Here is an 11,856-nt window from a genome sequence, read left to right on the forward strand (position 1 = left end):
CGTGGGACTCGCCGCGGCGCTGCCCCGAGACGCCGACTCTCGCGCGAGAGGGCCGCATACCGAATCCGCGTCCGAGAGACGCACTCGGCTCCGGCGCGCGATGGGCTAGGTGGTAGGTGAGCGCACGGATCTCCTCGCACTCCCGCCGCGACTCGCGGGACCACACGATGTCTGAGCGCACCTTCGCCGCGCGCAGGAAGGGGTTGACAGCAGCGACGCACTTTCGATTACCTCTCTTCTGCTGCTCCAAAGGGTCTGATGGTCAACGACCGTGCGCTCCGCTCGAGGCAGCGGGGAGCACATGTATAGCGAACTACAAATGGCGCCGCCGGCGCGGGTGCTCTGTGGACAAAATGGCTGCCTGTCGTGGTGACCCACGAACGTCGCGTGCTGAGGCAAGCGGAGCCCGTTTCACCCGGATAAGCGCGAAACGACCGAACGGAACCGTCGACCAGCAGGCGGTGCCCTACATCGGTTCACCTGGTCATGGGACCAGTGATCTTCGATAAATGCGAGCTGTATTACAGAAAGTTTACGGCGCGGTGGCATGCCTGGTGCAACCGGCCGGGCGGTCGCTGACGTTTCTGCCGCGTGAAGGCCCGGATGGCGCTCGCTGGAAACCTCGCGATGCACTCGACGGGGCACCCCGAACCCGGGTAACCTCGTTCGTGCCTCACTTGTCAACCAACCCCCGAGGCTTTGATGTCCGTTTCCAAGCAGGCCGACATAGCTCCGACCTTGCGACCGCCGCCCGCGTTACCGGCGGACGGCATGGTCATTTCCGCGAACTTCTCGGTCGGTGGCTTCAGTAAACGGTGGAACCACTGTCATCAGCTAGCCAATTTCCTCGCGAGGTACGCGAGCGCCAATGAGGATGACCCCGAGCGCCACGCGACCTTGCTCTCGACGTTCTTCAACGAATTGCTGGAAGCGATATACCGGAATCACGGCTCCACCGGCGAGATCAAGATGCGGTTCCGCAAGAAGCAGAACCACATCCTCGTCGAGGCGGAGGTCCCGATCAACGAGCAGAGCGCCAAGTTCTACAACCACGCCGTCCAGCTGGCCAATCAGCCGGACCCGATGGCCTGGTATCGAGAGCAGCTCGAGCACGACGTTCCGGATGATGACGCTCAGGCGCTCGGGCTGCTCGAACTCGCGGTCGTCTACGGCTCGAAGCTCAGTATCTCCGAACCCACGAGCGGGGACTGGCTCCTCCTGGCGATTCAGTTCCCGTTCACTGAGGTAGAAGAACTATGACAGCTCCGATCGGTCGCGAATCCGCCGTACCGCCCTCATCTGCGAGCGGCCTCCCTTCGTGGCGCTCGCAGGTGACCTTCAGCATGCGCGTCGACCAGACCGACCAGGAGGTTGCGCTCTCGGGCATGCTGCGGCCGTTCGGTGCCGATCAGATGAGGGCCATCCGCGGCACGCTGGAGACCGCGGCCAAGAACGCGAGCGGCGAGCTCTGCCTGGACTTCAAGCGGCTCAAGTACATGAACAACGTGGCATTCCTGGAGATCAACAGGTTTGTCCGTTGGGCCGTCGAGGCGCGCCCCAACCTCAAGATCAGGCTGATCATCTCCAGCGTCATCCCCTGGGCGATCCGCAAGTTTCAGGTCATCGCGGAGATCTACTCGAGCGTCTCCGTCGAGATCTACGACGTCGCGTTCTACCCCAGCCAGGGAATGCTCGAAGATGCCGAGTTCATCGACGTCCTCCGCCTCCAGGAGCGCATCATCTGGGAGCACGAGAAGACGGGGCTGACGAACCACGGCCTCTACCCGGGGATGAAGATCGCCGACATCGCGTGCGGCTTCGGCGACTTCGCGATCTTGCTCCAGAAGGAGTTCAAGCCAGAGCACGTCGTCGGGGTCGATCACTCCCGGCCCGCGCTCCGCTACGCGCAGGACCACGTGCGGCGGCTCGGGCTGGAGAACGTCGAGTATCAGTACGGGGACGCCGCGGCGCTGCTCCTGCCGGACAACTCGTTCGACTTCGTGTCTTGCCGCCTGTCTCTCCAGGTCTTTCCGCAGCCCGAGCGCATCATGCAGGAGCTCTATCGCATCTGCAAGCCAGGCGGCCGGATCTACATCACGAACGAGCTCCTGTCGTGCGCGTACGGCTATCCGGAGCAGGACCTCATCCGCGCGACCTACAAGCGGTTCGTCGAGCTCGGCAGGTCGATCGGGATGGATCTCGATACGGGGATAAAGACGCGGCAGATCATGGGGGAGGCCGGCCTCGAGGACATCCGCGTCAACCTGATCGACATCAACAACATGAACACGGACTGCTTCGACTTCGCGCGCGTCGTCGAGTGCTGGATCTCGGTGACCGCCAACATGGCCCGGACCGCCGGCGCCCCGCCCGACTACCACGCCGAGCTGAGCACCGGGCTGCGCGCGCACATGGCGGCCATCACGCACCCGCACGGCCTCGCCTCGTGGCCGATCTACGCCGGCTCGGGCCGCAAGCCGATGCGGGTCATGTGAGGGGAGGCCGGGTCGTCATGCTCCGTCGCGTCGTGATGCCGATCGAGTGGCCCAGGGCCGTGCCGTTAGGAGATTGCCAGCCGTGAGCATTCAACCTCGGAACCCTGGCGAACAGCAGGCTCAGAGCCTGCTCTTCAGGTTCAGGAAGTTCAGCACCAAGATCATCTTCGTGACGGGCGTGAGCGTCCTGCTCGGTGCCGTGTGGAACGTCGTCGTCGGGCGGCAAGGCATCCACCGGCTGAGCAGCGAGGCCGCCGCGGAGATCGAGGCTGGCCTCAACTCGGCGAACCGCGAGTACCTCACCAATCACCTGGAGGACAAGGCCACTCACGTCAACCTCAGGCTCGGCGAGGCGTACAGGGATCTCCAGACCCTCGCCGGCGTCTTGCAGACCGTGGTCGATCGCGAGGAGGACGTCGCCCCGTTCCTGCAGACGGCCGCCGACTTCCCGTATTTTCGCGATCAGATGAAGTACAACCCGAAGGGGAACTGGTACCAGAACGATCCGAGCGAGCCGAGCGTCGTCAGCGTCTGGGGCTACCTGGGGAAGGACGGGACGATCCTGCCCGAGGTCCAGCGGGCCGTCAACGAGACCGCGTTTCTGGATCTGATCCTGCCCTCGTTCGGCAAGTACGGCGCCGACAAGCTTCAGATCTATTACATCGGTCCTGAGGACAAGCCGTATGTGCGGCTGACGCCGTACACGGACATGGCGTCGACCTTCGACAAGCTGTATCCGGGGCACAACGACCAGGGGTGGTACAAGTTCTTCTTCCCCGGCATCGCCGAGAGCTGGAACGAGTGGGCGAAGGACCCCGCCGGGCTGGGCGCGCACCCGGATCAGACCACGGTCACGGCGCCGTACGACGACGCGGCGGGCGGCGGTATCGTGATGACGGCGTTCCACCCGCTCTGGGCGAAGGACCGCAAGAGCTTCGTGGGATCCGTCGGGCTCGACCTTACGCTCGCGCAGCTCATCGCGTCGATCAAGGACGTCAAGCTGGCCACCGCGGGCTTCGGTTTCCTGGCGCAGGCGGACGGGAACGTCTTCGCGGTCAACGAGCTCGGCGCAAAGACGCTGCGGCTGCGCACGGACGCGGGCGCCGGCCAGAACTCCGGCGTCGGCATGCTGCAGCGGTTCTTCAAGGACAGCGAGGACTCGGGGGTGTCTGGCATCGTCCTCCCGAACGATGATAAAGTCGATTACCGGGAGATGGTGATATCGGGCGAGACCTACATCATCGCCCTCCAGCGGCTCGCGCCGGTGAACGGCTGGGCCGGGCCGGACGCCCGCGTGGCCAAGGAGCGGTGGACGATGGGCTTCGTCGTCCCGAAGAAGGAGATGTACGCCTCGCTCCTCGCGGCGCAGAAGAGCATCGAGAAGAGCAGGACGGTGATCGTCGGGACCCAGGTCCTCATCACGATCGCCTCGTTCCTCGTGCTCATGCTGGGCGTCTACCTGATCTCCCGCAAGATGACGGGCGCCCTTGTCGCGCTCTCGACCGGCGCGACGCGGATGCGCGAGGGCGATTACGGCGTTCGCATCGACGTGAACTCCGCGGACGAGATCGGGCAGCTCGGCGTCGCGTTCAACGAGATGGCGAGCGAGATCGAGGCCTACACGAACAACCTCGAAGAGCTCGTCGGCGAGCGGACGAGGGCCCTCGAGAAGGCGAACGAGGAGATCAGCGAGCTGAACGCGAAGCTCGCCCAGGAGAACATCCGGCTCGGCGCCGAGCTGAACGTCGCGCGGCAGCTCCAGCTCATGGTGCTCCCCGCGCCGAGCGAGCTCCAGGAGATCCCGGGCCTCGACATCGCGGGCTACATGGCCCCTGCCGACGAGGTCGGCGGGGACTACTACGACGTGCTCCGGAGCGACGGGCTCGTCAAGATAGGCATCGGCGACGTCACCGGCCACGGGCTGGAGAGCGGCGTGCTGATGCTCATGGTCCAGACGGCCGTCCGGACGCTGCTCGCGAGCAACGAGCGGGATCCGAAGAAGTTCCTGAGCATCGTCAACAAGGTCATCTACCAGAACATCCAGCGCATCCGGTCGGACAAGAACCTGTCCTTGACCCTGCTCGACTACAGCGACGGCGAGCTCCAGCTCACCGGCCAGCACGAGGATCTGATCATCGTCCGGAAGGACGGGACCCTCGATCGTGTCGAGACCATGGGGCTCGGGTTGCCGATAGGCATCGACCTGGATATCAGCGATTTCATCGGTAGCATCGAGGTGAAGCTGGAGCCCGGGGACGTCGTGACGCTCTTCAGCGACGGCATCACCGAGGCGGAGGACTCTTCAGAGGAGCAGTACGGAATCGACCGTCTGTGTCAGGTGATCTCGCGAAACCACGAAAGAACCTCGCGGGAGATCAAGGACGCTATCATCGAGGACGTCTTGGCGCACGTAGGCTACAACAAAATCCATGATGACATCACTGTACTTGTCATTAAGAGGGTATGAGCAAGGGGGAGACTGGGCATTACCATGAGCGAAATCATCGGCGTCTACTCTTTAGACGATTCGTTCAGCGAACACATGTCGCTGACGTTGTACCCCGACTCGTTCGCGGTGAGATGGAGCCTTTGTAACCTGACGGCCAATTTCATGGCCGAGTACTTCGGCGAGCTCTTTCCGGAGATAGACGGCGAGGACAGGCTCATCAGCCGAGACGAAGTCTCAGGCGCCATCGGGTACGTTCTGAACGAACTGGTTGAGAACGCCGTCAAGTTCAATCAGCACGGTGACATCACCGTGACCGTGGGTATCGGGCGTGAGGACCTGGTGTGCCTCGTCAGCAACCAGATCACGAACGCCGCCGTCCCCTCGCTTCGTGAAAAGCTCCTCGAGCTCACGCAGGAGGACCCTGGTGAGCTCCTGCGTCGGCAGGCGGAGGCGAACGCCGAAGACGCGGAGAACGCCGGGTCGGGGCTCGGGTATCTCATCATCATGAATGATTACGGTGTCAGTCTTGGGTGGAAGCTGGACCCGATCTCGGTCAACAGCTTCAGCATCAAGACGATGGCCAGGATTCCTATTTTGAATGAAAGGTCGAGAATGGAAATCAAAGGTGGTAACTATCGGGTTTGGTACGATCCCTCTGAGGTGGTGGTGTACCTGGAAGGAATCCTTCGTCTTGGCGGCACCACCGAGTACGCCCCCATCGAGGAGCTGCTCGACAAGGTCCTGGCCACGAACCCTCCCACCATCACACTCGACGTCAGGGCGCTGAACTTCCTGAACAGCTCGGGGATCAACGTCCTCTACAAGTTCGCCATCGCCACCCGGAAGAAGGGTGAGCTCCAGCTCATCGTCCGCGGGTCGAAGTCCATCCCGTGGCAGGGGAAGTCGCTGCCCAACCTCAAGAAGTTCAATCAGAACTTCGAGATGATACTCTGTGATTGAGATCGGATGGGTTCTTCCGTCCAACCCGAATCGCGTCCAGGTCGAGCCATGACTGCACCCAAGGACATCAGCTCGATGCACTCCAGAGGCTTCCTGCAGAAGCAGAGCAATCTGGATGCCATCAGGGCGATCGTGAAGGAGCGGCAAGCGTGGAACACCTTGCTCCGCGAGGAGGGGAACTTCACAGACTTCATGGAGCGCTGCAGCGCGCTGCTGGAGTACGTCGACAAGCTGAAGCTCGACTTCGACGACCTCTCCCTGGTGCACGAGGCGATCCTGGAACACGCGACCAGCATCGAGAACGAACTCGAAGGATACAACCGGGCCATCGACGACGACCTCGCGGTGGCGCGGCAGGTCCAGCGCGCCCTCCTTCCGGAGGCGAGCGGGGCCATCGCCTCGTCGTTCGACATGGCGATCTTCCACAAGCAGCTCGCTCAGGTGGGCGGGGACTACTACGACTTCTTCTACCTGCCTGGCGAGCGCCACGCGATAGGTGTTTACGATATCTCAGGTCACGGAGTATCGTCGGCGCTCATCATGGCGTTTCTGAAGGCGCAGTTCGCCCACGCTACCAAGCGGCTCGATAGCCCTGGGGCGATCGTGGACTGGGTGAACCGGAGCGCTTACTCGTTCCTCCGCGAGGTTCGCCGGTACGCGACGGTGAACTTCGTCATGTTTACTGACCGATTCCTCCGCTACGTCTCGGGCGGAGGGTACGGGCTCCTGGTCCGTCGCGGTACGCCTCGCTCGTTCAACCGGGTGAGCAACTTCATCGGTCTGCGCATCAAGCCATTTCACGAGTTCGAGCTGCCGTTCGAGGAGGATGACGTCCTCGCCTTGTACACAGACGGGATGTTCGAGGCGCAGGACGCGAGCGGGGAGATATATTCCGTGCAACGTCTCAACGAAATCGTCGTCAAGCACAGCGAGGAACCGGTGCAGGTGATCCTCGACCGGTGCATCGAGGACTACACGCGGTTCCGGGTGGCGGACGCCGACGACATCACACTGATCATCCTGCGAAGGTGCGCCTGATGAAGCCCGAGAAGAATCATTCGCAGACGTCGGTCGGTGCATCGATATATATATCTCCGATCGATCACATCACGGGCGACGTGGCCGGCCTGCTTGCGAACTTTTTGGACGCGCTTCTGGTGAGGTTCTATCCCAGACGGATCTGCCAGAAGGTCAACGTGGTGGTCACGGAGCTGGTCACCAACGTGCTCCAGCACGGGACCGAGCGTGAGAGCGAGGTGCGGCTCGATCTGAGCATCGATCCGGATCGATTGCTCATCAAGGTATCCAACCGCGTTACGCCGGAAGAATACCGGACCGTCAAGGCGGTATTCGACGAGATCTTCGCCGCGGAGGACCCGAGAGAGCTCTTTGCCAGGACGGTGCGCGAGCGGCGCAACGATCGACGCAGGGGCGGTCTAGGGCTCATTCGGTTGACCGCCGAGAACAAATTCCATCTCTCGACGCAGTACGTCGATGGAATCCTCGTCGTCCAGGCTACTTTCCCTTGAAAAGGCTGCGTATGTTTTCCACGAAAGGTCGCGTATGAAGGCTCTCAGCTATGGCGAAATCACGGATGGCGGGCTGAGCGTCTTTCAGTCGGTCGCCCGGCTCGACGACGACAACCGCCTCGTCTTGACCTTCGAGGGCGCTATCCGGATCGACAACCCGTACCGGTACCTGTCGAGCTACCTGGACGAGCTGGCCCGAGTCCTGCCGCAGCACCCGATCACGTCCACGGTGATGGATTTCGTGAAGATGCGGTTCTGCAACTCGAACGGCTTCTACGTCATCATGGATATCGTGGACGCCGTGTACAACCTGGTGCCCGGTCGAGTGACCGTGCGGCGGATCCTCGATGATGACTGGCAGCACGAGACGCTGCCCATCCTGCTCAACCTGAACGAGGAGCACGTGGCCGCGCGGACGACGTTCGAGGACGTCAAGGAGACCTAAGCGTGGGGGTGTGGGCTGGGTAAGGCGACCGGCGATGGACACACCTTCGAACGAAGCGGACGTAGAGAGGTTCTTCGCTGTCTGTCCCGATCCGCTGTGTGTTCTGCGGAGCGATGGATCGTTCCTGCGCGTGAGCGGAGCCTGGGAGCGGACGCTCGGCCTCAGGACCGAGGATCTCGTCGGCCGGAGCCTCCTCGATCTCGTGCACCAGGACGACGTCGTCGCGACCAGGGAGCAGATGGATCGGCTCCGGCAGGGGTCCGTCACGCTCGGGCTGGAGAACCGGTGCAGGAGCAGGAGCGGCCTCTACGTCTGGCTGTCGTGGTCGATGCTCTCGGTACCGAGCGAGGGGCTCGTGTACGGCTGGGCGCGGAACGTGGGCAAGCAGAAGCGCCTCGAGCGGGCGCTGATGCAGCGGATCGAGACCAAGATGCTGGTCGCGTCGATCTCGGCCCATTTCATCAACGTGAAGCTGGCGGACGTCGACCGCGGCTTCCACGCGGCGCTCGCGGAGCTCGGCAAGGCGCTGCGCGCCGACAGGACGACCCTGTTCCTCCTCGCGGAGGACGGGCGGCGGTTCCTGAACATGCACGAGTGGTGCGCCGAAGGGGTGCCGTCGCTGCGCGCGGAGCGGGGAATCGTGTCCAGGGACGTGTATCCGTGGCTCGTCGAGCGGCTGTTCCGCCTCGAGGTGTGCGACGTGCCGCGCGTGGCCGACCTGCCGGATGAGGCAGCGAGCGAGCGGCGGGCCTTCACGGAGCTCGGGATCGCCTCGCTCGTCCGGGTGCCTGCAGCGTACGCGGGGCGGCTCGTGGGGGTCGTCGGGCTCGACGCGGTGCGATCCACCCGCGCGTGGGACAAGAGCGTCCGGGCGTTGCTCCAGGTCATCGGCGAGATGTTCGCGATCACGCTGGAGCGCATGCGCGCCGAGGAGTCGCTGCGCGAGGTGGTCGAGCAGCAGGAGTCGATGCGCGCGGTGATCTCGCGGCAGGAGTCCGCGATCGAGACGCTGTCGACGCCGATCATCCAGGTCTGGGACAGCGTGCTCGTGCTGCCGCTTGTCGGCACCATCGATCGCCACCGGGCGACAGAGATCACGGAGAAGCTGCTGCACACGATCGTCGAGACGAAGTCGCGCTACGCGATCGTCGAGGTGACGGGGGTCGAAGAGGTCGACTCCACGACGGCGCAGCACCTCATCAGCATGCTGCAGACGATCGAGCTGCTCGGCGCGCAAGGGGTCGTGGCTGGAGTCCAGCCGCAGGTGGCGCAGACGGCCTCGTCGCTCGGCGTCGAGCTCTCGTCCGTCCAGGTGCATCGGGACCTCCAGGAGGCGCTGAGGTGGTGCATCCAGGAGCTCCGGGCAGACCGGGGGTCAGAGAAGCGGCGGCGGGAACGGCGGTAAATCCCGCTTCGCGCCGCGTCCTCCTACATCCGAACGTTTACGTGGACGTGGATGTTTACGTGGTCGTGGTCGTGGTCGTGGTCGTTCACGGCTTATCGTTGACGACCACGACCACGACCACGTCCACGTCCACGTCCACGTCCACGTCCACGTTCACGTCCACGTTCACGTAAACGTCCACGTTGGTGACCGATGGTGGGGGGCGGGCTTCGGTGACCGAACGAGCTTGGTTAACGCCTATGGACGGGGGTGGGACAGGGCCCGCTCGGTCGGCGGGGGGCGCGGGAGCTTGACGCACCCCCGGGGAGCGAATATTTCGTACACGAAGCATCGTGACAGCGACCCTGCCGCCGCCCGAGAGGCCGGAGATCGACGCCATCGTGGAGATGATCATCTATCTCTACACGGAGTCGCGCAGGCTCACGAAGGGCATGGCGAGCGGGTTCGGCCTCACCGGACCACAGCTCACCATCCTCAAGCTGCTCGAGTCGTTCCAGGATCTCTCGCTGTCCACGCTGTCGGAGCGCATCCGGGCGCAGAACAGCACGGTGACCGGGATCGTCGATCGCATGGAGCGAGAAGGGCTCGTCTGGCGCGAACGCTCGAAGGCCGACCGGCGCGTCGTCCACATCCGGCTCAGCGAGAAGGGGGCGCGGCTCGCCCGCGAGATCCAGGTCGAACCCATGGAGATCTTCCGGAGCGCGCTGCTGAGCTTGAGCTCGACCGATCTGCGCGATCTGCTCCGGATCCTGACGAAGCTGCAAAAGCAGGTGGTGTCCCGGGTCGGACAGAACCGGACCGAGGAAGAGCGACGGCGCTGAGGACGCGAAAGGGAGGCAGGGGGCATGAGAGAGAAGCCGACGTTCACCGGGGAACTGAGGGATCCGAACGGCCGAGATCCCGATATCTGCGTTGTGACCTGCGCGCTGTCAGGGGTGCTCGCCGGCCGCAAGCAGTGCCCCGCCATCCCGTATACGCCGGTCGAGATCGCCGAGGAGGCGAAGCGGGCGTACGACGCAGGGGCGGCGGCGGTGCACATCCATGCGCGCAACGACGACGGATCACCGACGTTCTCTCCGGCCGTGTTCGCGCGCATCAAAGACGAGGTGCGCCAGCGCTGCCCGGTGATCCTGAACTTCTCGACGGGCACCCTCCTCGATGACGTGAGCGAGCAGTGCGCGACCATCCGCGAGAGCCGCCCCGAGATCGCGGCGCTCAACATGGGCACCATGAACTACTCGAAGTACTCGCGCGCGCGGAAGACCTTCGATTTCGATATGGTGTTTCCCAACACGTACGCGAAGATCAGCAAGCTCCTTGGCGCCATGAACGAGGCCGGGACGAAGCCTGAGCTCGAGTGCTTCGATACGGGGCACACCCAGGGCACCTGGCCGCTCGTCGACATGGGGCTCCTCAAACCACCGCTCCAGTTCTCGTTCATCGTCAACGTGCTGGGCGGCATCCCCGCGCACGTGGAGTCGCTCCAGCTCCAGACCAAGATCATGCCGCCCGGCTCGGAGTGGGAGGTGATCGGGATCAGCCACGGGCAGTGGAGGATGCTGGCGACGGCGCTCGTGCTCGGCGGTAACGTGCGGTGCGGGCTCGAGGACCACTTCTACCTGCCGAGCGGCGAGATGGCGCGCAGCAACGGAGAGCTCTGCGAGGTGGCCGTGCGCATGGTGCGCGACGTCGGCCGCAGGCCGGCGACGGTCGAGGAAGCCCGGCAGATCCTGGGCCTGCACGACGGCGGCGCGCCCGGCACGGCAGGAGGGGCGGCCTCGTGACGGCGCGCGCGTACACGGTTGTCCAGGCCTTCTCCGCGGGGGGCGTCCTCAGGCTCACGCTGAACAACCCGTGGCGCAAGAACGCGATCGGGCCGGCGATGGTGAGCGAGCTCCTCGACGCCCTCGCGGCGGGCGCGGCGGACGAGTCGGTGCGCTGCGTGGTCCTGACCGGCGCGGGCGACGCGTTCTGCGCGGGCGGGGACTTCGCGCAGATCGCGGGCGCCGAGGGGGCGCCGCCGCCCGAAATGAAGGGCGATTACGCGGACCTCCTGCTCGCCTTCGCGAACTCGAGCAAGCCGATCGTGGCGCGGGTGAACGGGCACGCGCTGGGCGGCGGGCTCGGGCTCGTCGCGGCGTCGCACTTCGCGATCGGCGCCCGCGGCGCCAAGCTCGGGACGCCGGAGATCAACGTCGGCCTGTTCCCGATGATGATCATGGCGGTGCTCCAGCGGCTCGTGAGCCGGCGCAAGCTGCTGGAGATGATGCTCCTCGGGCAGCGCCTCGACGCCGACGAGGCCGCGCAGTGCGGCCTCCTCAACACGGTGGTCGACCCGAGCGCGCTCGACGCCGCGGTCGACGAGGTGACCTCCGCCATCGCCTCGAAGAGCCCGATCGCGGTGCGCCTCGGCCTCGAGGCGTTCGCGGCGCAGGACGATCTCGACCTCGAGTCGGCGCTGCCGCTCCTGCGCGAGCGGCTCGCCGGCTGCCTCGCGACGGACGACGCGCGGGAAGGGCTCCTGGCCTTTCTGGAGAAGCGAAAGCCCCGCTGGTCGGGCAGGTAGGCGCGCC

General features: G+C 64.5%; 11 protein-coding genes. All 11 read left to right on the forward strand.

Translation table 11 applies throughout. The features are described from left to right. Positions 1 to 702 precede the first annotated feature (702 nt). The 11 genes from WME79_RS09660 to WME79_RS09710 all read left to right on the forward strand — a co-directional run bounded on the left by WME79_RS09660 (position 703) and on the right by WME79_RS09710 (position 11,849). Positions 703 to 1,260 carry a hypothetical protein gene (locus WME79_RS09660; protein ID WP_437534412.1) on the forward strand — a complete coding sequence of 186 codons (558 nt, stop codon included), beginning with the start codon at positions 703 to 705 and terminating at the stop codon, positions 1,258 to 1,260. A 71-nt stretch (positions 1,261 to 1,331) separates the two neighbouring features. After that, a complete protein-coding gene (locus WME79_RS09665) occupies positions 1,332 to 2,495 on the forward strand; it encodes a methyltransferase domain-containing protein (RefSeq protein ID WP_437298817.1) in 1,164 nt (387 codons plus the stop codon). A gap of 82 nt (positions 2,496 to 2,577) precedes the next feature. Next, a complete protein-coding gene (locus WME79_RS09670) occupies positions 2,578 to 4,962 on the forward strand; it encodes a PP2C family protein-serine/threonine phosphatase (protein WP_437534413.1) in 2,385 nt (794 codons plus the stop codon). 24 nt (positions 4,963 to 4,986) lie between these two features. Beyond that, complete coding sequence (locus WME79_RS09675) at positions 4,987 to 5,904, forward strand: slr1658 superfamily regulator (protein ID WP_012234413.1); 918 nt, start codon at positions 4,987 to 4,989, stop codon at positions 5,902 to 5,904. A gap of 48 nt (positions 5,905 to 5,952) precedes the next feature. Then, a complete protein-coding gene (locus tag WME79_RS09680; RefSeq protein WP_044964406.1) occupies positions 5,953 to 6,942 on the forward strand; it encodes a PP2C family protein-serine/threonine phosphatase in 990 nt (329 codons plus the stop codon). After that, complete coding sequence (locus WME79_RS09685) at positions 6,942 to 7,433, forward strand: ATP-binding protein (RefSeq protein ID WP_231864758.1); 492 nt, start codon at positions 6,942 to 6,944, stop codon at positions 7,431 to 7,433. The genes WME79_RS09680 and WME79_RS09685 overlap by 1 nt, the downstream gene beginning before the upstream one ends. Before the next feature lie 34 nt (positions 7,434 to 7,467). Beyond that, on the forward strand, positions 7,468 to 7,878 hold the full coding sequence (locus tag WME79_RS09690) for a hypothetical protein (protein ID WP_012234416.1): 411 nt from the start codon (positions 7,468 to 7,470) through the stop codon (positions 7,876 to 7,878). Between the two features lie 34 nt (positions 7,879 to 7,912). After that, complete coding sequence (locus WME79_RS09695) at positions 7,913 to 9,283, forward strand: STAS domain-containing protein (protein WP_437534414.1); 1,371 nt, start codon at positions 7,913 to 7,915, stop codon at positions 9,281 to 9,283. A 332-nt stretch (positions 9,284 to 9,615) separates the two neighbouring features. Further along, positions 9,616 to 10,104 carry a MarR family winged helix-turn-helix transcriptional regulator gene (locus tag WME79_RS09700; protein ID WP_437534415.1) on the forward strand — a complete coding sequence of 163 codons (489 nt, stop codon included), beginning with the start codon at positions 9,616 to 9,618 and terminating at the stop codon, positions 10,102 to 10,104. A 24-nt stretch (positions 10,105 to 10,128) separates the two neighbouring features. Continuing rightward, on the forward strand, positions 10,129 to 11,067 hold the full coding sequence (locus WME79_RS09705) for a 3-keto-5-aminohexanoate cleavage protein (RefSeq protein ID WP_437534416.1): 939 nt from the start codon (positions 10,129 to 10,131) through the stop codon (positions 11,065 to 11,067). Continuing rightward, positions 11,064 to 11,849 carry an enoyl-CoA hydratase/isomerase family protein gene (locus tag WME79_RS09710; protein ID WP_437534417.1) on the forward strand — a complete coding sequence of 262 codons (786 nt, stop codon included), beginning with the start codon at positions 11,064 to 11,066 and terminating at the stop codon, positions 11,847 to 11,849. The genes WME79_RS09705 and WME79_RS09710 overlap by 4 nt, the downstream gene beginning before the upstream one ends. Positions 11,850 to 11,856 lie beyond the last annotated feature (7 nt).

The organism is Sorangium sp. So ce726 (assembly GCF_051521405.1).
Taxonomy (GTDB): Bacteria; Myxococcota_A; Polyangia; order Polyangiales; family Polyangiaceae; genus Sorangium.

Coding starts and splice junctions, on each gene's coding strand:
- WME79_RS09660 (WP_437534412.1), top strand. CDS start 703: ATGTCCGTTTCCAAGCAGGCCGACATAGCTCCGACCTTGCGACCGCCG.
- WME79_RS09675 (WP_012234413.1), top strand. CDS start 4,987: ATGAGCGAAATCATCGGCGTCTACTCTTTAGACGATTCGTTCAGCGAA.
- WME79_RS09680 (WP_044964406.1), top strand. CDS start 5,953: ATGACTGCACCCAAGGACATCAGCTCGATGCACTCCAGAGGCTTCCTG.
- WME79_RS09685 (WP_231864758.1), top strand. CDS start 6,942: ATGAAGCCCGAGAAGAATCATTCGCAGACGTCGGTCGGTGCATCGATA.
- WME79_RS09690 (WP_012234416.1), top strand. CDS start 7,468: ATGAAGGCTCTCAGCTATGGCGAAATCACGGATGGCGGGCTGAGCGTC.
- WME79_RS09695 (WP_437534414.1), top strand. CDS start 7,913: ATGGACACACCTTCGAACGAAGCGGACGTAGAGAGGTTCTTCGCTGTC.
- WME79_RS09705 (WP_437534416.1), top strand. CDS start 10,129: ATGAGAGAGAAGCCGACGTTCACCGGGGAACTGAGGGATCCGAACGGC.